We start from the raw sequence: 24,619 nt of genomic DNA, 5'->3' as shown, positions 1-24,619 counted from the left end.
CGCCTATGTATTCCGCCATCGTCTTCCTCCCGCTTCTCGGCTTTCTGATCGCCGGCCTGTTCGGCCGCGTCATCGGCCACCGCGGATCGGAAATCGTCACCACCAGCCTGCTGATGCTGGCCGCGCTCCTGTCGTGGATCGCCTTCTTCGATGTCGCCTTCGGCGGCTATACGGGCAAGGTGCACATCCTGCGGTGGATCGACAGCGGCGCGCTGGAAGTGGACTGGATGATCCGTGTCGACACGCTCACCGCCGTGATGCTGGTGGTGGTCAACACCGTGTCGTCGCTCGTGCACCTTTATTCCATCGGCTATATGAGCCACGACCCGCACCGGTCGCGCTTCTTCGCCTATCTGTCGCTGTTCACCTTCGCCATGCTGATGCTGGTGACCGCCGACAACTTCGTGCAGATGTTCTTCGGCTGGGAAGGCGTGGGGCTTGCGTCCTATCTGCTGATCGGCTTCTGGTACAAGAAGCCGTCGGCCAATGCCGCTGCCATGAAGGCCTTCGTGGTCAACCGCGTGGGTGACTTCGGCTTCCTGCTCGGTGTGGCCGGCACCTTCCTCGTCTTCGGCTCGCTTGATTTCGACACGGTGTTCGCCGCCGTGCCGGAGGTGGCAGGCCAGACCTTCGCCTTCGCCGGCATGCAGGTCGACATCATGACGACCCTGTGCCTGCTGCTGTTCATGGGTGCCATGGGCAAGTCGGCGCAGTTCCTGCTGCACACCTGGCTGCCGGACGCCATGGAAGGCCCGACCCCGGTCTCCGCCCTCATCCACGCCGCCACCATGGTGACCGCGGGCGTGGTGCTGGTGGCCCGCACCTCGCCGATGTTCGAGTTCGCGCCCGACGCGCTGTGGTTCGTGACCCTGATCGGCGCAACGACGGCTTTCTTCGCCGCCACCGTCGGTCTCGTGCAGAACGACATCAAGCGCGTGATCGCCTATTCCACCTGCTCGCAGCTCGGCTACATGTTCGTGGCCCTGGGCCTCGGCGGCTACCAGATGGCGGTGTTCCACCTGTTCACCCACGCCTTCTTCAAGGCGCTGCTGTTCCTCGGCGCGGGCTCGGTGATCCACGCCATGTCGGACGAGCAGGACATGCGCAAGATGGGCGGCATCTTCAAGATGATCCCCGGCACCTGGATCATGATGATCATCGGCACGCTGGGCCTGACGGGTGTCCCCTATCTGGCGGGCTACTATTCAAAGGACGCCATCATCGAAGCGGCCTACATGGCCAATTCGGGCCTGGCAGGCTACGCCTTCGCCATGACGGTCGTGGCCGCGCTGATGACCAGCTTCTATTCCTGGCGCCTCATCTTCATGACCTTCCACGGCGAAAGCCGCGCCTCCAACGAGGTGCTCAGCCATGTGCATGAGAGTCCCTGGGTGATGCTCATTCCGCTGATCGTGCTGTCCGCCGGTACGGTGCTGGCCGGTTTCCCGATGAGGGAATTCTTCGTCGGCCACGATCAGGCAACCTTCTGGAACGGGTCGCTCTTCACCCTGCCGAGCAACAACCTCATCGAAGAGTTCCACCACGCCCCGGCGCTCGTGGTCTGGTCGCCCTTCATCATGATGGTGATCGGCTTGGCAACGGCCTGGCTATTCTACATTGTCCGCCCGGGCATCCCGAAGGCACTCGCCCGTGAACAGCAGCCGCTGTACCAGTTCCTGCTGAACAAGTGGTACTTCGACGAGCTCTACAACGTCATCTTCGTGAAGCCCGCCATGTGGCTCGGCCGCACCCTGTGGAAGGGCGGCGACGGCTTCATCATCGACGGCTTCGGTCCCAACGGCATTGCCGCGCGCGTGATGGATGTCACCCGCAACGTGGTGAAGCTGCAGACCGGCTACGTCTATCACTATGCCTTCGCCATGCTCATCGGCGTGGCGGCCTTTGTGACCTACTACTCGCTGACGGGGGCGCACTAAGCCATGCTCGACTGGCCCATTCTTTCCCTCGTTACCTTCCTGCCGGTTCTGGGGGCGCTGTTCATCCTCCTGATCCGCGGGGAAGAAGAGGTGGTTGCCCGCAACGCCCGCTTCGTGGCGCTGTGGACGACCGTCATCACCTTCGCCATCTCGCTGCTGCTGTGGACGAATTTCGACTACACGACGGCTGACTTCCAGTTCGTCGAGAAGCAGGAATGGCTGGGCGTCGCCTCCTATCACCTGGGCGTGGACGGCATCTCGATGCTGTTCATCATCCTGACGACGCTGCTGATGCCCGCCTGCATCCTGGCAAGCTGGGACTCCATCAAGACGCGCGTGAAGGAATACATGATCGCCTTCCTAGTGCTGGAAACGCTGATGATCGGCGTTTTCTGCGCGCTGGACCTGGTGCTCTTCTATCTCTTCTTCGAAGGCGCGCTGATCCCGATGTTCCTGATCATCGGCGTGTGGGGCGGGGCGCGGCGCGTCTATGCGAGCTTCAAGTTCTTCCTCTACACGCTGCTCGGCTCGGTGTTGATGCTGCTCGCCATCATGGCCATGTACTGGACGGCGGGCACGACGGACATCCCGACGCTGCTGACCCATGAATTCGCAGCCGATCTGCAGACATGGCTATGGCTGGCCTTCTTCGCGAGCTTCGCGGTGAAGATGCCCATGTGGCCGGTGCACACCTGGCTGCCGGATGCCCACGTGGAAGCCCCGACAGCGGGCTCGGTGATCCTCGCCGGTATCCTGCTGAAGATGGGCGGCTACGGCTTCCTGCGCTTCTCGCTGCCCATGTTCCCGATCGCGTCGGACATGTTCGCGCCGCTGGTCTTCGCCCTGTCGGTCATCGCCATCATCTACACCTCGCTGGTGGCACTCGCGCAGACGGACATCAAGAAGCTGATCGCCTATTCATCGGTTGCCCATATGGGCTTCGTGACCATGGGCATCTTCGCCATCAACACCCAGGGCGTTCAGGGCGGTCTGTTCCAGATGATTAGCCACGGCTTTATCTCTGGGGCATTGTTCCTCGGCGTGGGTGTCATCTACGACCGCATGCATACCCGCGAGATCGCAGCCTATGGCGGCCTTGTGCACCGCATGCCGGTTTACGCGACCTTCTTCATGCTGTTCACCATGGCCAATGTGGCGCTGCCCGGCACCAGCGGCTTCGTCGGTGAATTCCTGACCATCATGGGCATCTACGCCGTCAACACCTGGGTCGCCATTCTGGCTGCCACCGGTGTCATCCTGTCAGCGGCCTATGCCCTGTTCCTCTACCGGCGCGTCATCTTCGGTGAGCTGGAGAAGGACAATCTCAAATCCATCACGGACATGAACCGCCGGGAATTGGTGACCATGGTGCCGCTGGCGCTGCTGGTCATCTTCTTCGGTGTCTATCCGTCCCCCATTCTCGATGTGACTGCTGTGTCGGTGGACAATCTACTCACCAATGCCCAGGCCGCCATCGAGGCCTATAACGCTGCCGGTGCGACGGGCTCCGTCGCAGGCCTGAACTAAGGGCCGGGAGAGGAAGCAACCATGCCTGATATTGCACCCGTCCTGCCCGAGATCATTCTCGCCGTCGGCGCCATGGCGCTGTTGATGTTCGGCGTGTTCCGCAAGGAAGACGATGCGGGCCCCGTGGCCATCGGCGGCATCGTGCTGTTCGCCATCACCGGCTTCGCGGTCGTCACCGGCGACACCGGCGTTACCTTCGGCGACAGCTTCATCGCAGACGGCTTCTCGACCTTCATCAAGGTGCTGGTGCTGATCGGCGCCGCGGCCACCCTGTTCATGGGTCTGTCCTCCATGAAGGCGGACAACCTCAACCGCTTCGAATATCCCGTGCTGCTGGTGCTCGCCACGCTCGGCATGTTCATGATGGTGTCGGCCAACGGCCTGATCGCGCTTTACATCGGCATTGAGCTGCAGAGCCTGGCGCTCTATGTCGTCGCCGCCTTCAAGCGTGACAGCCTGCGTTCCTCCGAAGCGGGCCTGAAATATTTCGTCCTCGGTGCGCTGTCCTCGGGCATGCTGCTCTATGGCGCGTCGCTCCTCTATGGCTTTGCCGGCACCGTCACCTATGCGGGCCTCGGCGAGGTGCTGCAGGGGGATGTCTCCATCGGCGTGATCTTCGGGCTCGTCTTCTTCCTGGCCGGTATCGCCTTCAAGATGTCCGCCGTGCCGTTCCACATGTGGACGCCGGATGTGTATGAGGGCGCGCCGACCCCGGCGACGGCCTTCTTCGCCGCAGCCCCCAAGGTCGCCGCTGTGGCCATGCTGGTGCGTGCCGTCACCGAAGCCTTCCCTGGCGTGATGGCCGAGTGGCAGCAGATCGTCTTCTTCATGGCGGTTGCCTCCACCCTGCTGGGGGCCTTTGCCGCCATCGGCCAGTCCAACATCAAGCGCCTGATGGCCTATTCGTCCATTGCCAATGTGGGTTTCATCCTCATCGGCCTTGCCGCCGGCACCAAGCAGGGTGTGGAAGGCGTGCTGATCTACCTGGTGATCTACCTCGCCATGACAATCGGCACCTTCGCCTGCATCCTGGCCATGCGCCGCGCCGAAGGCCCGGTGGAGAATATCGAGGATCTGGCCGGCTTGTCGCGCAACCAGCCCATGCTAGCCTTTGTAATGGCGATGCTGATGTTCTCGCTGGCGGGCATTCCGCCGCTCGCAGGCTTCTTCGCCAAGTACTACGTCTTCCTTGCGGCCATCGAAGCCGGCCTCTATGCGCTGGCGATCATCGGCGTGCTGGCCTCGGTCGTGGGTGCCTATTACTACCTGCGCATCATCAAGGTGATGTATTTCGACGAACCGGCAGCGCCTTTCGAGCAGCCCATGGCCCGTGACGTGCGCCTTGTGCTCACCCTGTCGAGCCTCTTCGTGCTGCTGTTCTTCGTCTTCCCGGCACCGGTGCTCGACAGCGCCGCTGCTGCCGCGGGCGCGCTGTTCTGAGCACGTCCGCACCCGGCACTCAGATGGTGTGGCCCGGCGGTGTCGGGCTGCACCATTTTGCCGACATCGATTCCACCAACGAAGAAGCCCGCCGCATGGCCGCCGCAGGTGCGCGCGGACCGGCCTGGATCTATGCGGACACCCAGTCAGCGGGCCGCGGCCGGCGGGGCAGGGCATGGATGTCCGAGCCGGGCAATCTGTTCTGCACCCATCTGTTCGCCCCGCAATGCCCGATGCCGAAGGCGGCGGAGATGTCTTTCGTGACGGCACTGGCGGTGTTCGACGCGGTAGATGCAACGGGTATCCACGGGCTGGCGCTGAAATGGCCGAATGACCTCCTGGTCGATGGTGCCAAGGTAAGCGGCATCCTGATTGAATCAGCACCCGGCCCGGCTGGCCACCGCGACGAGGACCCGCTGCTGGCAATCGGCATCGGCATCAATATCGCCCGTGCCCCGGATGACACGCCATATCCCGCAACATGCCTTTCGGCCCACGGCATGTCGGTGACGCCGCTGGCCCTGCTGACGGAACTGGCCACTGCCTTTATCGCTCGCTGCGCCCAGTGGGACCGGGGGGCAGGCTTTGCCGCGATCCGCCAGGACTGGCTGGCACGTGCGCGCGGGGTGGGCGGTCCGGTCACGGTCAGGCTTCATGACCGTGTGATCGAAGGTGAATTTCTGTCGCTTGATGAAGATGGCGCGCTTGAGATACGCGCAGGTGATAAAATCGAGACAATTTCAGCCGGTGACGTGTTCTTCCCGGACATCGCGCCGCGCGAAGCCAAGTGAGGGACAGCCATGCTGCTGACCATTGATACCGGCAACACCAACACCGTCTTCGGCCTGCATGATGGCAAGGAGTGGCGGGCCCAGTGGCGCACCTCCACCCATACAGGCCGCACGGCGGACGAATATGTGGTGTGGCTGTCCGAACTCATGCGCATGCAGCAGATGGATGTGAGCGAGATCACCGGCTGCATCATTTCCACCGTGGTGCCCCAGTCGCTGTTCAATCTGCGCAATCTCAGCCGCCGCTATTTCAACGTCGACCCCAAGGTCATCGGCGAGAACGTCAATCTCGGTGTCGATATCCATATCGACAATCCGCGCGAGGTGGGCGCTGACCGCCTTGTCAACGCGGTCGGGGCGTATATGTCTCACGGAGGGCCGCTGCTGATCGTCGACAGCGGCACCGCAACCACATTCGATGTCGTGGACGAGACCGGCGCCTTCCAGGGCGGCATCATCTCGCCGGGCATCAACCTGTCCATGCAGGCCCTGCATGACGCCGCTGCCAAGCTGCCGCGCGTGGCCATCGAGCGGCCGGAACGCACTATCGGCCGCAACACCGTGGAAGCCATGCAGGCGGGCGTTTTCTGGGGCTATATCAGCCTGATCGAAGGATTGATCGACCGCGTGAAAGCCGAGTACGGAAAACCCATGAAGGTGGTCGCCACCGGCGGCATCGCCTCCCTGTTCCATGGCGCGACGGAGAAGATCGACATCTTCGATCCGGACGTCACCTCCGTGGGCCTGCTGGAGATCCACCGCCGGAACGCCGATGGCTGAGCGCAAACGCCCGCCCGCCATCAACGACGAACTCGTCTTCCTGCCGCTCGGCGGCACGGGCGAGATCGGCATGAACTTCAACCTCTACGGCTATGGTCCGCCCACGGACCGCAAGTGGCTGGCGATCGACCTGGGCATCACCTTCCCCGATGGCCGCGAGCCGGGCATTGAGGTCATCATGCCCGACCCGCTCTATATCGAAGGCGAGAAGGAAAACCTGCTCGGCCTTGTCCTTACCCACGCCCACGAGGACCATATCGGCGCCGTCGCCCATCTGTGGGAGCGGCTGGAATGCCCTGTCTATGCGACGCCGTTCACCGCCGCCATGCTGCGCGGCAAGCTGGCGGAGCACGGGCTGCTCAACGACGTGCCGCTGCATGAAATCCCCCTCGGAGGCGAATTGCAGCTCGGCCCGTTCGACCTGCAATTCGTGACGCTTACCCATTCCATCCCCGAGCCCAACGCCATCGCCATCCGCACCCCGCTTGGCAATGTGATGCATACGGGCGACTGGAAGATCGACGACGAACCCATTGTCGGCGAGGTGACGGATGCCGCCACCCTGAAGGCGTTCGGCGATGAAGGTGTGCGCGCCATCGTGTGTGACAGCACCAATGTGCTGTCGCCGGGGCGGTCAGGCTCGGAAGCGGATGTGCGCAAGAACCTGACGGCGCTGATCGGCACGCTGAAGGGTCGCGTCGCGGTGACGACCTTTGCCTCCAACCTCGCGCGCCTGCAGACCATCATGGAAGCCGCCGCCGCCAATGACCGCAGCACGGTGCTGGTCGGCCGCTCCATGCACCGGGTGACGGCCGCCGCCCGCGAGACCGGCTATCTCAAGAACGTGCCCACACCGGTTGCCGAGGAGGACGCGGGCTATCTGCCGCCGGAGAATGTGCTGTTCCTGTGTACCGGCAGCCAGGGCGAGGCACGCGCGGCCCTGTCACGCATCGCTGAGGACAGCCACCGCTATATCTCCATGGGCGAGGGCGACACGGTGGTGTTTTCCTCCAAGATCATTCCCGGCAATGAACTGCCCATCTTCGAGTTGCAGAACCGCCTGGCCGAGCGCGGCATCGACGTGCTGACCGAAAAGGACCATGACGTGCACGTGTCCGGTCACCCGTGCCGGGACGAACTGGCGCAGATGTATCAGTGGATCCGCCCGGAACTGGCGATCCCCGTGCATGGCGAACCGCGCCACCTGCTGGCCCACGCGGAACTGGCCGAGGAGCTGCAGGTGCCCGAGCAACTGGTGCTGCGCAACGGCCTGATGGCGCGCATCGCGCCCGGCCCGGCGGAAGTGATCGACGACGTGCCCGCAGGCCGCCTTCACCTCGACGGCAGCGTGCTGGTGCGGGCAGGGGAGGCACCCCTGCGCGAGCGGCGGCAGATGTCGTTTGCCGGCAATGTGGTGGTGTCGCTGGTGGTGGACGAAGACGGTCGCCTGATCGCCGACCCGGAAGTGGCGGCGCTCGGCATTCCCGACCTTGAAGACGACCTCACCATCGAGGACACCTGCCGGGAGGCTGCGGAGGACGCGGTGACCCGCCTGCGCCGCAACGCCGCCCGCGACGATGACGCGGTGAGCGAAGCCGTGCGCCGGGCCGTGCGCGGGCGCATCCGCTTCCTGTGGGACAAGAAACCGCCCGTGACCGTGCTGGTCTCGCGCGTATAGTCTGGGACGACCCGAGGGAGGAGCAAGCCATGAACCTGGTCGGCGGCATCGCCATCTATTGCATCATCTGGTTTCTGACGCTGTTCGCCGTGCTTCCTTTCGGCGTGCGCACCAGCGAGGAAGAGGGCAGTGACCCGGTGGAGGGTGCCGCGGACAGCGCGCCGGCGAACCCGCAGATGGGCCGCAAGGTGCTGATCACCACAGGCGTGGCCTTCATCATCTGGCTTATCGCCTTCGTGACGCTGGAATACCGCCTGATCAGCCTCGACGACATTCCCTTCTTCCCGCGCTTCGGCGACGAAGCCCGCTAAGGTCCGCAAGGGCGCACGCCTGCGCCCGTCGCAGGGGACGGCCGGTCAAATCGTGATGCGGAAAAGAAAAAAGCAAGGCCCGTTAAGGCCTTGCTTTGTAGTTCGCTTCCTTCCCCTGTGCAGCGAGCAGCCTGTGCGGCGCCGCGCAGAAATGGCCTTGGGTTTTCCCTTGAGTGGCCTTGGTAGGGGGAAGCCCTCCTCCCTAAACTTGAGCCGATTTGAAGCGCGAACGCTTCTGACGGCCCCCTTTTTTATGTGACACTGACATTACAGACGGTGCGTCAGGCTGTCACGTGCTTTTTGCATGCCTGTGATGAAAAAAAGCGCAGGCTGCCGCTATTTCATCCACCTGGCGGTTAACGCTGGCGGGGCGCTTGACTTGCCCCGGCGCGGCTCACAGGCTGTTGTGACTAAACGCTTTTCCGGGCCTCACTGCCATGTCCGGAACGCGCCGTGAGGACGGGTCCGGCGCGGGGGACGGCGCTTGATAGGGCAGAGATGGGGCAGCGGGCCGGACAGGATGCCGGGCCCGCGATGGGGGGCATCCGGATGGTTGGCTTTCGATTCTCGATGGCGCGCGGCGAGGCGATTCTGGCACGCGCCGGGCTTGCGGTAACGGCTGCTTTGATGGGCCTGGGGCTGATGGCCGCCCCGGCGGAGGCCGCTCGCAGCTCCAAATGGATCATCACCAAGGATCACTGGACCGAATCCGACGAGCGCGGCTTCAGCGACTTCGTGACGGCGCTGGGCGACGCCGACTGCTACACCATGAATGACTGCCTGAAGAGCGCCGCCAACCCCTATCGCGCGACCGACCCCTATTATGTGCGCTGGTATGCGGACTGCGCCGACATGCCCTACATGCTGCGCGCCTATTACGCGTGGAAGAACGGGCTGCCCTTCGCCCACCAGACCGCCATGCGCTCTTTTGACGGGCCGGGCAGCGACATCCGCTATTCGCTTGAAGGCAACCAGGTGGTGGCCCGCCGCCACGCGCGCACCGGCACCAATGCGGTGACGTTCATCCAGTATATCGGCGCGGTCTCAACCGGCATGTACCGCCACCATGCGGGCGCGGAAGCCGAACCCTATTTCACCGATCACTATTCACCGAAGATCAGCCGCGACACCATTCGTCCGGGGACGGTTGTGTATGACGTGAACGGCCATGTGACCATGGTCTACAAGGTGACCGAGGACGGGCGCGTGCTGACGCTGGCAGCCCACCCGGACCAGTCCCTGTCGCGCAGCTATTTCGGCCGTAACTTCCTGCGCACCCAGGCCAAGCTCGGCACCGGCTTCAAGAACTGGCGGCCGATCAGGCTTGAAGGCTACAAGCGCGCCGCCAATGGCGTGCTCTATGGCGGCCACGTTACGGCGGTGTCCAACGCCGAGTTGCCCGAGTTCTCGCTGCAGCAATATGCCGGCACGGAGGTGCTGAACTTCACCAAATGGTATGAGCCCAGCTTTGAGGTGAAGGGGCAGAAGCTCAACTATTATGAATGGGTGCGCGCGTCCCTGTCGGTGGGCGATCTCAAATACCGCCCGGTGCGCGAATTGCGCGGCATGCTGACGTCCCTGTGTCAGGACGCAGCCGCCCGCAAGCACGCCGTCGACATCGCCATCAAGACCGGCATCCACCGCTACCCGCAGCCGAACCGCCTGCCTGACAACATCTACGGCACCACCGGCACCTGGGAGAGCTATTCAACGCCGTCGCGCGACGCCCGCCTCAAGACCTCCTTCAAGGAGACGTTTGACCTGGTGCAGAAGCTGCTCGACATGCAGGCACAAGGTGACCCGAAGCTGAGCTATAGCGGCACCGACCTTGCCGCCGACATGCTCAAGGCCTTCTACGAGGAAAGCCATGCCTGCGAGATCACCTATCGCAGCACGGCGGGCCAGACCGTGCGGCTGGACCTTGAAGATGTGATGACCCGCCTGTGGACCATGTCGTTTGACCCCTATCACTGCATCGAGCGGCGCTGGGGCGCGACGGACGTGAGCGAGCTTGCCTCCTGCCGCGACGGGGCGAAGAAGACCGCCTGGTATGACGCCGAGAAACATCTGCGCTACCAGATCGACCGCACCTATGACGTCGATATGGGCCACGATCTTCAAAGCCTCCAGGCCCCGGGCCGCGGGCTTTATTCGGGTCGCGGCGTCGACAGTCCGCCGGACGTGGACATCCCCGCGCTCCTGAAGCGCAACCTGCGCACCAAGGTCGAAGCCCATAACGAGCAGCCGGGGCCGGACACCGCCCCGGCGCTCTAGGCGCGCAATCGCGCCGCCCCCGGACAGCCCGCGACCGCCCGCGCCCTTCCCGGGCGGGCTCAGTCGCCGGACGGCCCGGCAAGCGGGTGCCCCTCCGGCAGGCCGACAAGGGTCGTGCCCCGGTCTCCGGCGACCCAGAGGGCCGTGTCGCGCACATCCAGCACCAGGGAAATGGCGATGGTGAGGGCCGCGATGCCCGCATAGACCCGGTAGGGCGTCCACAGATCCGTCCGCACATCCCGGGCGAACAGCCACATGGGATAGATCCAGGCGACATGGCCAAGCCCGAACAGTTTCGTCACCTGGTTACCCTCCGCCATGAACACGGTGATGCCGATGGCGAAATTGACGATCTGGGCAAGGATCATCATCCGCGCGGCCCTGTACTTGAAGAAGACAAAGGGCAGCACGATCAGGGTGACCTGCATGAAGGTGAGCCACGGCGCCACATGCGGCGGCACATAGGGCATCATCTGGGACAGGGCGACGAGGGCGTCGAGAAGCTGTGTCATGAGGCGAAGATTGGGCGAAACCGCAGGCCCCGCCAATTACCTCCGCCTTCCGGTACCGCGACCGATCCCCTTTTCGCCCGCCAGCGTTACACCGCGGCAGAGACGGTGGCCCTCCCGACGCTGGATTTCGCCTGCCAGCTCGTCGGCGTTCCGTATAAGGACGACCACACCAACATCAAGGCTCGGCACGACCGCATGAGTGCGCGGGATAGCGCGGGGGCGTGAGCGACTGAGTGGAGTCTTTCAGGCATTTTTCGAAGAGCCTCGACTGAAGAGTTGTGAGGAATCGGAAGATCGCTGCGCACGCAATCTCACGCTCTTCTCAAAAAATTTGACGTTGTTTTAGGAAATGAGTGTGAAAGGATCGGATAAAACTATGGTGTCGCGAACGAACAAATGCTAAACGAGAACAAAAAGAGAAAATTAAACCATCACTATCGAGCAGTGTGGGGCGATCAATGCACAAATTTTACGAATTTTTCGCTGGTGGAGGCATGGTGCGTGCTGGATTGGGCGAAGATTGGAAGTGTGTGTTCGCCAATGATTTCGATCGAAAGAAAGGCATAACTTATAAGAAGAACTGGGGCGACGGCGAGCTGATCGTGGACGACATACGCAATATCAGCCTCGACGATCTACCAGGCTGCGCCGATCTCGTTTGGGGCTCGTTTCCCTGCCAAGATCTGTCCCTAGCGGGTGGCGGAGCAGGGTTGCGGGGTGACCGCTCAGGAACATTTTGGCCCTTCATTGCGCAATTGGAGGAACTCAAGGTAGCAGGACGCGCCCCGACAGTAGTTGCCCTTGAGAATGTTGTCGGAACTCTGACCTCACATAAAGGCGCAGATTTCATCGCTATCTGTGAGGCGTTGGACAATCTCGGATATCAGTACGGTGCGTTCGTCGCCGACGCCGCGCATTTCGTGCCGCAGTCCCGTCCGCGACTGTTCGTGATAGCAGTCAAGAAGAGCTTGGAACCTATGAAGACGGGCGCTGGGCCGATGGCACCGTGGCACACGGCTGCGCTAAAGAAAGCGCATAACCGGCTCCCGGAGCATTTAAAGAAGCATTGGCTTTGGTGGCATATGCCTAAGCCTCTGAAACGCCTGATGCGTTTGGCTGATGTAATCGAGGCGAAGCCTGCATCTGTGAAATGGCATACAGCCGCTGAAACGCGCGCGCTGTTGTCCATGATGAGTGATGTAAACCTCGCCAAAGTCGAAACGGCAAAAGCTGCTGGCGTGGTTATGGTCGGTGGTGTCTACAAACGCACGCGCTATCACCATGGCATTAAGGTTCAGCGAGCAGAGGTGCGCTTTGATGATGTTGCTGGGTGCTTAAGAACACCCGCAGGTGGGTCGTCTCGCCAACTCATTCTTGTGGTCGATGGCGAGCGTATCCGTTCACGGCTAATCTCCACCCGCGAGACGGCCCGCTTGATGGGATTACCCGACAGCTATAAGTTGCCAGAAGCATACAATGAAGCCTACCATTTGACTGGTGATGGCGTTGCTGTTCCAGTTGTGCGATATATCGCTCAACACATTTTGGAACCGGTTGTTAAGGGTGCGTGCGCTTCAAGGCCAGCAGAAAAGGTGCCCACAGCGAAGGCAACATGAACGACGAAATACCGTGTCAGAAAAATCCTCAGCTTACAGAGCGTATTGAGAAATTCTCAGAGGTCTTGAAGACACAAGCACATCGTCTCGATCCTTTCGGGATGACCGAGCAAGACTTCTACGACAGCGGTATATTTGATGGCGCTGTCCAGCGAGTACGAGGTCAAATCTCCGCGTCTATGGGGGAGAAAAAGACTTTCGTAAAGCACATCCTTAATCACATGCAGGATGGCGGTTTCATTCAAGAATGGATCGAAGCCGGTGGTTCCAATAGGCATGACTACTCAGTTACGCTGAACAATGGGAAAATTGCAGCTATCGAGCTTAAGGGTTGCCTAGACGGGAACAACACGAACATCTCTGCTCGACCACCTCATGCAAATGAGTTCATCGTGTGGAGCGTCTGCCAGAATAAAGGTGCCGATCCTCGACACAACGTCTGGTCTGGCATCCACACTCGCTTCTCCGCAGACATTATTGCCGAAGAAAAGCGAGTTGACGGCTTGGTGGTCTGGGACTGGCTGTGCGGAACCGCAGCACGTGCCTGCCCGAAAATCGCAGGTAGGCAAGACCGCATGACTGAAGTGGGTCCATATCGACTGCCGCCGCCATGCATCTATCTCTTTCCCAGCACGGTCCCGAGCCCTCGGAACAACCCAAGCCCACGTCCGCAGAACATCAATGACGTTGAGATTCTTGATGCAATGCATCGTTGTTTTGGCGGCGAAGAAAATGAACTGAACAAAGTTTATTTCGAAGCGGCCATGAATGGGGTCGACTTGGTAAGGACAACAAAAATTGTCAGGAATGGCATCGTTCGCAGAGAGTCAAAACCAACTCCAATCCGCCGATCCTAGAGTGTATTACGCTTTTAGCTCCTGGTTGAAGCGGTCACCATGACGCTGATAAACGTCTTTGACGAGACCAAGCATTGCCGAGATCATATCGTCCCACTCTTCATTGGTGCGCTGAACTGTTCCTAAAGCTGCGCGGAAATGGACCAAGCTGTTTCGGACTTTGTATATGTCTGCCGCAACTTTCTCTGCGGTAATCTCTCGCTCGCCATCCCGATGAGCTGAAAAACTTTTTCTCAGGGGAGTGACTACCGTGTCGTCGCATTCAGCAATGATTTTGGCTAACGCGTCGTCTTCTTTTGGGCGCCAAGCAAGGTGGCTCTCCAACAAGTCAGCTAGGCTGCGGTAGGGCAGGGAAGTCGGCCACGCCTCGACCAACGTGGTGAGCCTGGGAACGGCATAGAGCTGTTCAATCGCTCGATAGAGTTCCAGGAAGAAGCCGCCCCAAGAAATCGACAACATGCCCTGCAAAACACTTTCGAACGGAACGTGCTCTGGGCCTGATTGAAAAACTTCAGAGACCTTGTTCAACGTTGTGCCCGAGGGCGCTATCGGGCCATCGACATAGGACCTTGCAGTTAACGCCCCAAGTACTCGGACCACATTTTTAGTGTACTCGTAATTCTGATCCGCCTTAAAAATATCAATGCTTGGATAAAGTCTAGTGATATCGGACAGTTCGTACCCTTCAAAGCCGTCAACGCCTCCATGCAAGCCGCCAATGGCTTCCAGAATTTCTAAACCCTTTGCACTCGGTTGGATGTCCGATTGCTCTAATACCACGGTAAGAGTGCCTGGAGTGAGTTCGGTCGGCACCAAACCATCAGGCAGACTTTCTGCCTCGCCGATCCCCAAGACAGCAAAGTAACGCACAGCGTCATGCTCGAATTGGATGGCCCTGATCTGTCTGGTTATCTGCTGATGCTCCAAGACGTCGGCCTTAGCCATCAGTGACGCGTCGGCGTCATTAAGCCTGCGTATCCATCTCGCTTGTTCGGGGCTAGGTATGACAACGCCGTTTTCACTCGCATGCGTGATCAAGCGCTCGAAAATCTGTTGGCTCATCTTGACTCGTGAACGATTGGCCATGCCTAGGCCCGCCAACATGGCTCCATACTTGGAACATCGAAGTCCTCTTCAAACAGGACCTTGAAGGCAGAATCGAAAAACGCCCTTTCATATCGACCAACCGCGGATCGCTTCTGTCCATAAAGTCGCTCTGACAGGACATCCAGCTTTAGGAACTTTTGAAGTTCATCGCTATTGTAACCGTTTAGCCTGTCTATCAGCGCCTTAAGGCTCTTCTGAATTTGAGCCAACTTTGCATTTGCCGCATCCGGATCAACGTCTTGCTCCATGCCAACACGACCAAGAATAGTTGTTGTTGCAGCAACGACAAAACCGATCCGCGCTGGTTTGCTATCGAAGACGCTACGTCCCTTTTTCAGTTTTTGGGCAGTGTCATCTGCCTGAGCCGCGATGGCAGTTTCTATGTCGGCATCGTACCTGGAAAATGCCTTGTCTAGATCGACCATCATTTGGACGATCGGATAGAAGTAGTCGCGGTGCTGGTGCGACGAGATCGCCTCGGTCATATCGAGCCTGGAAAACTCGTCCGCCAACGTCTCTTGAGTATCTATGTCGGTCTTTCGAACGCCAAAGGCGATGTAAAGCTCGGCCAAATTGTCTGGAGCATACTCTCCCGCTTTTGACCTCCTTTCGCCTGCGTTTGTATCCAGTACACGCTCAAATTGGACCAGATTTTTCATCTCCTCGATCAACGGCGCATAGACGACCTGAAGCTGGCGGCTGAGGTTCCAAGGCACTTGTCCTGTGTTAAGAACCAGCATTCTGTATATGAGGCTTTCGGTTGTGTCAGCGATCCAGAACTCGACCCGCATAGGGCGTTGCTCGACGCTGTCGCGTTCTTGGTTCAAAGCTTCCAGAAGCGCGGTCGTACGCTGCATACCGTCAATAATTGAAAGGGTCTCAGAATAATCACTGCTGATTGCCGCAACCGTTTCGGAAGTCGATTTTTTTGGGATAGACGTGATGAAATCATTATTGGCGACGACGCCGACAACAACGGGCGGCAAAACCGCCCCTTTTACGATGTCGTCGACCATCCGAGAACGAATTCTTCGGGCGGTCGTAGTCTTTAATGCATCCCGTTGATGAGCCAAACCACCACGTTTTTGATAGGCGGAATCTACCAGTTCAATATAATCACCAACGGTCATCGCCGTCATAATAGAAGTGCAGTTGACCCGTTGGTCTTGCAGAAGTGCTTGGTCAATAGTCATTATTTGCCTCTCTGGGGCGGCCAGACTTCCTGCCGTTGCCTGCATGATTGCTAACAGGTACCAATATTTGACAGTCATGGATACTGCTATTCGGCAGCGAATCTCAGCCTAGCCTAACGACGCCCAGGTTTTTCGTCCCATCTGATTTGCCCCCTCTCGCTTTTTCGGTCATTCCCCTATAGTCCGGCCACAATTCGACCATCCGGCCGGGTGATACCCGGGCCCTTCAAGCGACAGCGACACCGATCCCCATGCGCCTCAGCCGTTTCTATCTGCCGATCCTTCGTGAGAACCCGAAGGAAGCCGAAATCGTTTCTCACCGTCTGATGCTGCGCGCCGGGATGGTGCGCCAGATGAGCGCCGGCATTTATGCCTGGCTGCCGCTGGGGCACATGGTGCTGCGCAAGATCGAGCAGATCGTCCGCGAGGAGCAGGCGCGGGCGGGGGCTGTGGAGCTTCTGATGCCGACGCTGCAATCGGCTGACCTGTGGCGTGAGTCCGGCCGCTATGACGGCTATGGCAAGGAAATGCTCCGCATCCAGGACCGCCATGAGCGCGACATGCTCTATGGCCCCACCAATGAAGAGATGATCACCGACATCGTCCGCCGGGACATCAAGTCCTACAAGGACCTGCCGTTCACGCTCTACCACATCCAGTGGAAGTTCCGGGACGAGATCCGCCCGCGCTTCGGCGTCATGCGCGGCCGCGAATTCCTGATGAAGGATGCCTATTCCTTCGACCTCACCGAAGACGACGCGCGCAAATCGTACCAGAAGCAATTCGTGGCTTACCTGCGCACCTTCGGCCGCATGGGCCTGAAGGCGATCCCCATGCGGGCCGACACCGGCCCCATCGGCGGCGACCTCAGCCATGAGTTCATCATCCTGGCGGAGACGGGCGAAAGCGAGGTGTTCTGCCACAAGGACCTGGTGGACCTGCCGATCCCGCCCGAGGACACGGATTTCGACGGCGACCTGTCTCCCATCATGGAGGAGCGGACGAGCCTCTATGCGGCGACGGATGAAATCCACGACGCGCAGCGCTTTGAGGCCGAGGTGCCGGAGGACAAGCGCCTGTCCGCCCGCGGCATCGAGGTGGGGCACATCTTCTATTTCGGCACCAAATATTCCGACCCGATGAACGCGGTCGTTCAGGGTCCGGACGGCAAGGAAGTGCAGCTTCAGTGCGGCTCCTACGGCGTCGGCGTGTCCCGCCTGCTGGGCGCGATCATCGAGGCAAGCCACGACGACAACGGCATCATCTGGCCGGAGGCGGTGGCCCCCTTCAAGGTGGGCCTCATCAACCTCAAATCCGGCGACGCGGACACGGATGCAGCCTGCGAGGATGTGTATGGCAAGCTCACCGGCGCCGGGGTGGAGGTGCTGTATGATGACCGCGACGAGCGCGCCGGCGGCAAGTTCGCCACCATGGATTTGATCGGCCTGCCCTGGCAGCTGGTGATCGGCCCGCGCGGCCTAAAGTCCGGCGTCGTTGAACTGAAGAACCGCGCCACCGGCGAGAAGGAAGAGCTTTCCCTCGACGCCGCCCTCAGCAAGCTGATCGGATAGCAGGACGCATGACCGAGATCGCGCCAGGTACAGCGCCAGACCCAGCTCAGCCGAAGCCGCCGCGGGCCAACATGCCCTTTTCGGCGTTTGAATGGTTCCTCGCCGGGCGCTATCTGCGGGCACGACGCAAGGAAGGCTTCATCTCGGTCATCGCCTTCATCTCCTTCATCGGCATCATGCTGGGCGTGGCGACGCTGATCATCGTCATGGCGGTGATGAACGGGTTCCGCTCTGAGCTGATCGGCCGGATCCTCGGGCTCAACGGCCACATGATGGTGCAGTCCGTCACCGGACAATTCCCCGATTACGAAGGTGCCGCCGCCCGCATCCGCGAGGTGGACGGCGTGGTGCGCGTGACGCCGCTTGTCGAAGGGCAGGTGATGGCCTCGTCCCGCCGCGGGGCGTCCGGCGCGCTGGTGCGCGGCATGTCCACGGCCAATCTGTCGGCCTTCGAGATCATCTCCGAGAACATTCAGGCCGGTTCGCTCGACACCTACCGCAATCTCGAAGCGGACGGGCAGAGCCCGCTGCTGGTCGGCTCCCGGCTGGCGGAGGCACTCGGCGTCGGTGTCGGCGACACGGTGACCCTGCTGGCCCCGCGCGGCGCCTCCACCCCCTTCGGCACCACGCCGCGGGTGAAGGCCTATATCATCGCCGGCACCTTCCAGATCGGCATGTCGGAATATGATTCCAGCTTCATCTTCATGCCCCTGGGCGAGGCGCAGGCCTTCTTCCGCCAGCCCAACTCGGTCTCCGGTATCGAGGTGATGGTGGAACGGCCGGACGACGTGAAGGCCTATGTGCCTGCCGTGCGGGAGGCGGCCGGGGACATCGGCTCCGTCTATGACTGGCAGCAGATCAACGCCACCTTCTTCAATGCCCTGCAGATCGAGCGCAACGTGATGTTCCTCATCCTGACGCTGATCCTGCTGGTGGCGGCCCTCAACATCATTTCCGGCCTGTTCATGCTGGTGAAGGACAAGGGACCGGACATCGCGATCCTGCGCTCCATGGGAGCGACGCGGGGGTCGATGATGCGGGTCTTCCTCATTGTCGGTGCATCCATCGGCGTGCTCGGCACCTTCGCGGGCTTCATCATCGGCGTCCTGTTCTGTGAGAACATCGAGACGATCCGCCAGGCGCTGATCTTCCTCACCGGCGCCAACCTGTTCGACCCCGCGATCTACTTCCTCAGCGAACTGCCCGCCGAGATGGAAACCGGCGAGGTGATCTCGGTGGTGCTGATGTCGCTGGTGCTGTCGCTGGCGGCCACCATCTATCCCAGCTGGCGGGCGGCCCGCCTCGATCCGGTGGAGGCGCTCCGCTATGAGTAATACAGCGCTTGAACTCCGCCAGGTGGAACGGACCTACCAGCAGGGCGATGTGCCGCTGCACGTGTTCCGCGGTGCCAGCCTGACAATCCGGCCGGGCGAGCTGGTGGCGCTTGTGGGCCCGTCGGGCGCCGGCAAGTCATCGCTGCTGCATATCGCGGGCCTGCTGGAAAAGCCCGATGCGGGCGAGGTGCTGATCGCCGGGGCACCCTGCATGGGCTTGTCGGACGCGGAGAAGACCCGCGTGCGGCGCACGGAGATCGGCTTCGTCTACCAGGCGCATCACCTGCTTCCGGAATTCTCGGCGACGGAAAACGTGGTGCTGCCGCAGATGGTGGCGGGCGTGCGGCGCAAGGCGGCAACGGCTGTGGCCGAGCGGCTGCTGGGCCGCCTTGGCCTTGAATACCGGCTGGAGCACCGGCCGGCGCAGCTCTCCGGCGGCGAGCAGCAGCGCGTGGCCATTGCCCGGGCACTGGCCAACCGGCCCAGCCTGCTTCTGGCCGATGAGCCGACCGGCAATCTCGACCCCAAGACCTCGCGCGCGGTGTTCAACGAGTTCGTCTCCCTCACCCGGGGAGAGGGCGTGGCCGCCCTGGTGGCGACCCACAATCTCGACCTTGCCCGTGAGATGGACCGGGTCATCCTGCTTCATGAAGGCCTGCTTGTAGACGGTGCGGATCTCGCATCGACGCCTGATTAACCCCTGAAATTCCACGCTTTTTTGCCGACTCACAGGGGTGTGGATGATCCGATACTACGTGGCAGCAAGAAAACATGGGCTCAGCCATTCCTGCTCCCAGAGGACAGGCTGATTGGCCTGAAGACGCGATCAGGACAAGGGGATGTGATCAAGCTGCCATCGCGCAGGTCGAACGGGGCGAAATAGTTGGCCCATATTCGGATCACATTTGATGCTCTCATATGCAAATACCATGTCGTGGTGGTGAGACTGCCAAGTCTTATATAGATCGGAGTTTTTTTTCAAAAATTCTTCAACGCTTACTGCGCTTTGTTGGAGTATCAGTTGTATTTGCCTTGGTATTCCCCCGTAGTTCTTCTCAATCATTTCAACGCACGAAGCCATATCCTTGAACGGAATGAAGTCCGGAGGACTGTTGGCTAATCCGGACAAACGACTGACATGTTCAGTAAAACCTCTTGGTTTTGCACCCTCGACGGCAGCATTTGAGATAATTCCGTTAGTACAAAGACTTCGGATCGCTGCCTCCTGAAGTCGGAACAGCAGGTTGCATGTTGGAAGTAGGTGGCGGGTGGTGAAGCGCATGAGAGTTTCATGCGCGGGGCTATAGGTTTCGCTTTGCGGAGTAACTACGGGGCCTTCGGATGGCGCCACATGTGAACGGCGGGGCGCAATCTCGGTTCGGTTGTTTTTCGGCCACGACACATAAATCAGCACGATCGTTGGGATTAGTACGAAGCCGAAAACCAACCACGACGGAACGCCAGAAAGCCACGTGAGAAGCGCTTCTATCCGGGTCCGTGCGACCTCAGTGTCCTCTGGGATTGTGGCATAGCCAATTAGCTCCAGCACAATCCGAACTCCGAACAGAATCCAGCCACCGGCGATGAACGCAATGCTCCCAATTCGCCCAGCTGCCATTGCGATTTCCTTTTTCCACATGCTGGTCAAAACCCGTCTTGCTCCAATTATGAGCGGCTTCGATAGTCCACCCTGTTAATTACAGAATGCCTCATCTCATCTCTTGACAACAAGAACAAAACAGGAACATTATCTCCTGGTGGCTGGGACGGCACCGGGCTGTCGGCCGCAGGACAATCGGGAGATGAGACCATGGCGGATTGGATCAAGGATACAGCAGCGCTTCTCGTGCTTGGTGCCGTGATGTGGAGCGGCTTTGCCCTGACAGCCGCCGCGCAGGCTGTGCACTAGACGAAATTATCTGGGGATAAGTGGCGACGGACGGCTGAAGGTCCGGGGCGCGGCGCGGTAGACTTGCCGCCATGAGTGAGGAATCACAGATGGAAGCAGCCGCCCGACAAGCCACTGAGACCGAAGGGGCGCACGACCTGGAACATGCCGGGTTCCGCAATCCCGGCTTCATCCATTTAAGGCTGCACACCGCCTATTCGCTGCTTGAAGGCGCGGTGCGCATCCCCGACCTCATCAAGCGCTGCGACCAGCTCGACATGCCGGCGGTGGCCGTCACCGACACGGGCAATCTGTTCGGCGCGCTGGAGTTTTCCGAAAAGGTCTCGGGCGCGGGCATCCAGCCGGTGATCGGCTGTACCCTGGCGCTGGACCTGGAGGTGGAGCCCAATCGCGGCGGCGTCCGCCCGCCGGACCCCACCATCGCGCTGTTTGCCCAGAACGAGACCGGCTACCTCAACCTGATGGCGCTGACATCGGACGCCTATCTGGGCACCGACGGCACTGAACAGCCGCATGTGTCGCTCGAGGCGCTGGCCCGCCACGCCGACGGGCTGATCGCCCTCACCGGCGGCCCCAACGGCCCGGTCAACCGGCTGGCGGTCTCCGGCCAGAAGGACGCGGCCCGCGCGCTGACGCTGCAACTGGCGGAGGCCTTCCCCGGACGGCTTTATGTCGAATTGCAGCGCCACGGCACCCGCGAGGAAGGGATCGCCGAGCCGGTGCTGCTCGACACGGCCTTCGACAACGACCTGCCGATCGTCGCCACCAATGAAGTGTTCTTCTTCGACGAGGATGATTACGAAGCCCATGACGCGCTGCTCTGCGTGGCCGACGGCACCTATGTCATGCAGGAGGACCGCCGCCGCCTGACGCCGGAGCACCGTTTCAAGACCGCGGGTGAAATGGCGGCCCTGTTCGCCGATCTGCCCGAGGCCATTGCCGCGACGGTGGAGATCGCCCGCCGCTGCGCCTACCGCCCGCGCACCATCGCGCCCATCCTGCCGCGCTTCGAGGGGCTGGATGGTGTGGACGGCGAAGCGGAGGAACTGAAGCGCCAGGCCGAGGACGGGCTGCGCATGCGGCTTGAGACCCTCGGCGCCTTCGCCCCGGAGGAGGACTATTGGAAGCGGCTCGAATACGAGCTCGGCATCATCCACAATATGGGCTTCCCCGGTTACTTCCTCATCGTGGCCGACTTCATCAAATGGGCGAAGGACCACAACATCCCCGTGGGGCCGGGGCGTGGTTCGGGCGCGGGCTCGGTGGTCGCCTGGGCGCTGACCATCACCGACCTTGATCCGCTGCGCTTCGGCCTGCTGTTCGAGCGGTTTCTTAACCCCGAACGCGTGTCCATGCCTGACTTCGACGTGGACTTCTGCCAGGATCGGCGCGACGAGGTGATCTCCTATGTGCAGGAGAAATATGGCCGCGACCGCGTCGCCCAGATCATCACCTTCGGTAAGCTGCAGGCCCGCGCCGTGCTGCGCGATGTGGGCCGCGTGCTGCAGATGCCCTATGGCCAGGTGGACCGGCTGTGCAAGCTGGTGCCCAACAACCCCGCCAATCCGGTCACCCTCGGCCAAGCCATCGAGGGTGAACCCAAGCTGCAGGAAGCCCGCCGCTCCGAAGAGGTGGTGGACCGGCTGATCGGCATGTCGCTGAAACTCGAGGGGCTCTACCGCCACGCCTCGACCCATGCGGCCGGCGTGGTGATCGGCGACCGGCCCCTGCACGAGCTGGTGCCGCTTTACCGCGACCCGCGCTCGGACATGCCGGTCACCCAGTTCAACATGAAATGGGTGGAGCCCGCGGGGCTCGTGAAGTTCGACTTCCTCGGCCTCAAGACCCTGACGGTGATCGAGCGCGCGGTGGAACTGCTGCGCAATCGCGGCGTCGAGGTGGATGTCGGCGCCCTGCCGCTCGATGACAAACTCACCTACGACATGCTGTCGCGCGGTGACACGGTGGGCGTGTTCCAGCTGGAAAGCTCCGGCATGCGCGACATCCTGCGCAAGATGAAGCCGGACCGCTTCGAGGACATCATCGCCCTTGTGGCGCTCTACCGCCCGGGCCCGATGGACAACATCCCCAAGTATCTGGCGTGTAAGAAGGGCGACGAGGAGCCCGATTATCTGCATCCGAGCCTGGAGCCGATCCTGACCGAGACCTTCGGCATCATGATCTACCAGGAGCAGGTGATGCAGATCGCCCAGGTGCTGTCCGGCTATTCGCTCGGCGATGCTGACCTGCTGCGCCGCGCCATGGGCAAGAAGATCAAGGAGGAAATGGACAAGCAGAAGGTCCGTTTCGTCGAGGGCGCCGAAGCCAACAATGTGGACGGCAAGCAGGCCGCCGGCATCTTCGAGCAGGTGGCGAAGTTCGCAGGCTACGGCTTCAACAAGAGCCACGCGGCGGCCTACGCGCTGGTCGCCTACCAGACCGCCTGGCTCAAGGCCAATCACCCGGTCGAGTTCCTGGCCGCCTCCATGAACCTCGATATGGGCAATACGGACAAACTCAATTCCTTCCGCCGCGAGGCGCAGCGGCTGGAGATCGAGGTGCTGCCGCCGGATGTGAATGTCTCCGGCGCCGATTTCACCGTGATCGACGGCCGCATCTCCTATGCGCTGGCCGCCGTACGCAATGTGGGCAAGTCGGCCATGCGGCACCTGGAGGAGGAGCGCAATAAGGGCGGGGCCTTCCGGTCGGTGGCGGATTTCGCCTCCCGCGTCTCCCCCAAATTCGTCAACAAGCGCGCCATTGAAAACCTCGCCTGCGCCGGGGCGTTTGACCGGCTGGACAAGAACCGCGCCCGCCTGCACGGCTCCGCCGACAGGGTGATGGCCGAGATGAGCCGGGCTGAAGCCGAGCGCGAAAGCTCCCAGTCGAGCCTGTTCGGCGACGGGCCGGGGGCGGCGGCACCTGACCTGCGCCTGGGCGACCAGCGCGACTGGGCACCGATGGAGCGCCTGCGCCACGAGATGGAGGCGGTGGGCTTCTACCTCTCCGGCCACCCGCTTGATGATTACCGCGACACCCTGCGGCGCGCCCGGGTGAAGACCTATGCGGAATTCGTCGACAGCGTGCAGCGCGGCGGCGGCCGCGTCGCCAAGCTGGCAGGCACAGTCGCCTACAAGCAGGAGCGCCGCGCCAAGAGCGGCAACGCCTTTGCCTTTGTCGGCCTGTCGGACGGCACCGGCGAATTCGAGGCGGTGATCTTCTCCGACACGCTGGCAACGGCGCGGGATTATCTCGAGGCCAACATGTCCGTCGTGGTCGGCGTCGAGGCTGATGTGGACGGGGAGGATGTGCGGCTGAAGATCTCCACCGTTCAGCCCATCGACAAGGTGGCGTCGGAAACCTCGAACGGCTTGCGGCTGTTCGTCGATGACGCCTCAGCGCTTGAGAGCATCAAGAGCTGCCTGCCGCCCCGCGGCCGCGGCCAGCTGAGCCTCATTCTGGATGCCGAAAAGGGCCGCAAGGAAGTGGAGATCACCCTGCCAGGCACCTTCGACGTGACCCCCCAGGCCCGCGGCGCCCTGAAGGCCATCCCCGGCGTGGTGCACGTGGAGGATATCTGACGGGATGAGGGGGCTAACCCCCTGATTTTCCGCCCACTTGCGCTTTTTGCCGCCAGCGCTTATACCGCTGCCATTCCACATGCGAGGGACGGGCATTCGGGGCCCGTAAAACGGCGGAAATCCTGCAGTTTTACACACATTCCCAACTGTCCATCCGGTGCGGCAGGCAATCGGCCTGCAGCTCTTTCCTCCCTCGCAGAG

18 protein-coding genes are annotated in these 24,619 nt (G+C 61.3%); 14 read left to right on the top strand and 4 right to left on the bottom strand.

Features of this window, described 5'->3' with window-relative positions:
• Positions 1-5 precede the first annotated feature (5 nt).
• The 8 genes from nuoL to HG718_RS07655 all read left to right on the top strand — a co-directional run bounded on the left by nuoL (position 6) and on the right by HG718_RS07655 (position 10,738).
• Entirely contained in the window at positions 6-1,937 is a 1,932-nt protein-coding gene (gene nuoL, locus HG718_RS07690; RefSeq protein ID WP_160587554.1) for an NADH-quinone oxidoreductase subunit L, read from the top strand.
• A 3-nt stretch (positions 1,938-1,940) separates the two neighbouring features.
• Positions 1,941-3,464, top strand: a complete 1,524-nt coding sequence (locus HG718_RS07685) for an NADH-quinone oxidoreductase subunit M (RefSeq protein WP_160587555.1) — start codon at positions 1,941-1,943, stop codon at positions 3,462-3,464.
• A 21-nt stretch (positions 3,465-3,485) separates the two neighbouring features.
• Entirely contained in the window at positions 3,486-4,904 is a 1,419-nt protein-coding gene (gene nuoN / locus HG718_RS07680) for an NADH-quinone oxidoreductase subunit NuoN (RefSeq protein WP_160587556.1), read from the top strand.
• A 23-nt stretch (positions 4,905-4,927) separates the two neighbouring features.
• Positions 4,928-5,695, top strand: coding sequence for a biotin--[acetyl-CoA-carboxylase] ligase (locus tag HG718_RS07675; RefSeq protein ID WP_160587557.1), 768 nt, complete (start codon positions 4,928-4,930; stop codon positions 5,693-5,695).
• A 9-nt stretch (positions 5,696-5,704) separates the two neighbouring features.
• Positions 5,705-6,475 (top strand): type III pantothenate kinase, encoded by a 771-nt coding sequence (locus HG718_RS07670; RefSeq protein WP_027841398.1) that lies wholly within the window; start codon positions 5,705-5,707, stop codon positions 6,473-6,475.
• Positions 6,468-8,153 carry a ribonuclease J gene (locus tag HG718_RS07665; RefSeq protein ID WP_205345661.1) on the top strand — a complete coding sequence of 562 codons (1,686 nt, stop codon included), beginning with the start codon at positions 6,468-6,470 and terminating at the stop codon, positions 8,151-8,153. Before HG718_RS07670 ends, HG718_RS07665 begins: the two co-directional genes overlap by 8 nt.
• A 29-nt stretch (positions 8,154-8,182) precedes the next feature.
• On the top strand, positions 8,183-8,464 hold the full coding sequence (locus tag HG718_RS07660) for a DUF1467 family protein (RefSeq protein WP_160587558.1): 282 nt from the start codon (positions 8,183-8,185) through the stop codon (positions 8,462-8,464).
• A 549-nt stretch (positions 8,465-9,013) separates the two neighbouring features.
• Positions 9,014-10,738, top strand: coding sequence for a hypothetical protein (locus HG718_RS07655; protein ID WP_160587559.1), 1,725 nt, complete (start codon positions 9,014-9,016; stop codon positions 10,736-10,738).
• A gap of 59 nt (positions 10,739-10,797) precedes the next feature.
• Here the strand turns inward: HG718_RS07655 and HG718_RS07650 are convergent, their stop codons facing one another.
• Entirely contained in the window at positions 10,798-11,250 is a 453-nt protein-coding gene (locus HG718_RS07650) for a hypothetical protein (RefSeq protein ID WP_160587560.1), read from the bottom strand.
• A 458-nt stretch (positions 11,251-11,708) separates the two neighbouring features.
• Between HG718_RS07650 and HG718_RS07645 the strand changes: the two genes are divergently transcribed.
• Complete coding sequence (locus HG718_RS07645) at positions 11,709-12,866, top strand: DNA cytosine methyltransferase (RefSeq protein WP_160587561.1); 1,158 nt, start codon at positions 11,709-11,711, stop codon at positions 12,864-12,866.
• The gene (locus HG718_RS07640; RefSeq protein WP_160587562.1) at positions 12,863-13,723 is read left to right on the top strand and encodes a hypothetical protein; all 861 of its coding nucleotides are present in this window, start codon (positions 12,863-12,865) and stop codon (positions 13,721-13,723) included. Before HG718_RS07645 ends, HG718_RS07640 begins: the two co-directional genes overlap by 4 nt.
• 6 nt (positions 13,724-13,729) lie before the next feature.
• Here the strand turns inward: HG718_RS07640 and HG718_RS07635 are convergent, their stop codons facing one another.
• Entirely contained in the window at positions 13,730-14,785 is a 1,056-nt protein-coding gene (locus tag HG718_RS07635) for a hypothetical protein (RefSeq protein ID WP_205345738.1), read from the bottom strand.
• A gap of 26 nt (positions 14,786-14,811) precedes the next feature.
• Positions 14,812-16,023: a hypothetical protein gene (locus tag HG718_RS15570; protein WP_205345737.1), complete on the bottom strand. Its 1,212-nt coding sequence runs from the start codon at positions 16,021-16,023 to the stop codon at positions 14,812-14,814.
• A 251-nt stretch (positions 16,024-16,274) separates the two neighbouring features.
• Here HG718_RS15570 and proS point away from each other — a divergent pair, with 251 nt between their 5' ends.
• Genes proS through HG718_RS07615 form a run of 3 tightly spaced genes read left to right on the top strand, consistent with a single transcriptional unit; the run spans position 16,275 to position 19,625 of the window.
• The gene (gene proS, locus HG718_RS07625; RefSeq protein ID WP_160587564.1) at positions 16,275-17,594 is read left to right on the top strand and encodes a proline--tRNA ligase; all 1,320 of its coding nucleotides are present in this window, start codon (positions 16,275-16,277) and stop codon (positions 17,592-17,594) included.
• 8 nt (positions 17,595-17,602) lie between these two features.
• Positions 17,603-18,928, top strand: a complete 1,326-nt coding sequence (locus tag HG718_RS07620) for a lipoprotein-releasing ABC transporter permease subunit (protein WP_373868283.1) — start codon at positions 17,603-17,605, stop codon at positions 18,926-18,928.
• A complete protein-coding gene (locus HG718_RS07615; protein WP_160587565.1) occupies positions 18,921-19,625 on the top strand; it encodes an ABC transporter ATP-binding protein in 705 nt (234 codons plus the stop codon). Before HG718_RS07620 ends, HG718_RS07615 begins: the two co-directional genes overlap by 8 nt.
• A gap of 129 nt (positions 19,626-19,754) precedes the next feature.
• Here HG718_RS07615 and HG718_RS07610 read toward each other — a convergent pair whose 3' ends face one another.
• Positions 19,755-20,567, bottom strand: coding sequence for a hypothetical protein (locus tag HG718_RS07610; protein WP_160587566.1), 813 nt, complete (start codon positions 20,565-20,567; stop codon positions 19,755-19,757).
• Between the two features lie 341 nt (positions 20,568-20,908).
• On the opposite strand from HG718_RS07610, the gene dnaE reads away from it, so the two are divergent.
• Entirely contained in the window at positions 20,909-24,418 is a 3,510-nt protein-coding gene (gene dnaE / locus HG718_RS07605; RefSeq protein WP_244617672.1) for a DNA polymerase III subunit alpha, read from the top strand.
• The last annotated feature ends 201 nt before the right edge of the window (positions 24,419-24,619 follow it).

This window comes from Pyruvatibacter mobilis, from assembly GCF_012848855.1.
Lineage (GTDB): Bacteria > Pseudomonadota > Alphaproteobacteria > CGMCC-115125 > CGMCC-115125 > Pyruvatibacter > Pyruvatibacter mobilis.
Note: the sequence above shows the minus strand (reverse complement) of the source record. Positions and strands in the feature narration are given on the sequence as shown.

Coding starts and splice junctions, on each gene's coding strand:
- HG718_RS07650 (WP_160587560.1), bottom strand. CDS start 11,250: ATGACACAGCTTCTCGACGCCCTCGTCGCCCTGTCCCAGATGATGCCC.
- nuoL (WP_160587554.1), top strand. CDS start 6: ATGTATTCCGCCATCGTCTTCCTCCCGCTTCTCGGCTTTCTGATCGCC.
- HG718_RS07660 (WP_160587558.1), top strand. CDS start 8,183: ATGAACCTGGTCGGCGGCATCGCCATCTATTGCATCATCTGGTTTCTG.
- HG718_RS07675 (WP_160587557.1), top strand. CDS start 4,928: ATGGTGTGGCCCGGCGGTGTCGGGCTGCACCATTTTGCCGACATCGAT.
- HG718_RS07615 (WP_160587565.1), top strand. CDS start 18,921: ATGAGTAATACAGCGCTTGAACTCCGCCAGGTGGAACGGACCTACCAG.
- HG718_RS07620 (WP_373868283.1), top strand. CDS start 17,603: ATGACCGAGATCGCGCCAGGTACAGCGCCAGACCCAGCTCAGCCGAAG.
- dnaE (WP_244617672.1), top strand. CDS start 20,909: ATGAGTGAGGAATCACAGATGGAAGCAGCCGCCCGACAAGCCACTGAG.
- HG718_RS07610 (WP_160587566.1), bottom strand. CDS start 20,567: ATGTGGAAAAAGGAAATCGCAATGGCAGCTGGGCGAATTGGGAGCATT.
- HG718_RS07640 (WP_160587562.1), top strand. CDS start 12,863: ATGAACGACGAAATACCGTGTCAGAAAAATCCTCAGCTTACAGAGCGT.
- HG718_RS07655 (WP_160587559.1), top strand. CDS start 9,014: ATGGTTGGCTTTCGATTCTCGATGGCGCGCGGCGAGGCGATTCTGGCA.
- proS (WP_160587564.1), top strand. CDS start 16,275: ATGCGCCTCAGCCGTTTCTATCTGCCGATCCTTCGTGAGAACCCGAAG.
- HG718_RS15570 (WP_205345737.1), bottom strand. CDS start 16,023: ATGACTATTGACCAAGCACTTCTGCAAGACCAACGGGTCAACTGCACT.
- HG718_RS07665 (WP_205345661.1), top strand. CDS start 6,468: ATGGCTGAGCGCAAACGCCCGCCCGCCATCAACGACGAACTCGTCTTC.
- HG718_RS07635 (WP_205345738.1), bottom strand. CDS start 14,785: ATGAGCCAACAGATTTTCGAGCGCTTGATCACGCATGCGAGTGAAAAC.
- HG718_RS07645 (WP_160587561.1), top strand. CDS start 11,709: ATGCACAAATTTTACGAATTTTTCGCTGGTGGAGGCATGGTGCGTGCT.
- HG718_RS07685 (WP_160587555.1), top strand. CDS start 1,941: ATGCTCGACTGGCCCATTCTTTCCCTCGTTACCTTCCTGCCGGTTCTG.
- nuoN (WP_160587556.1), top strand. CDS start 3,486: ATGCCTGATATTGCACCCGTCCTGCCCGAGATCATTCTCGCCGTCGGC.
- HG718_RS07670 (WP_027841398.1), top strand. CDS start 5,705: ATGCTGCTGACCATTGATACCGGCAACACCAACACCGTCTTCGGCCTG.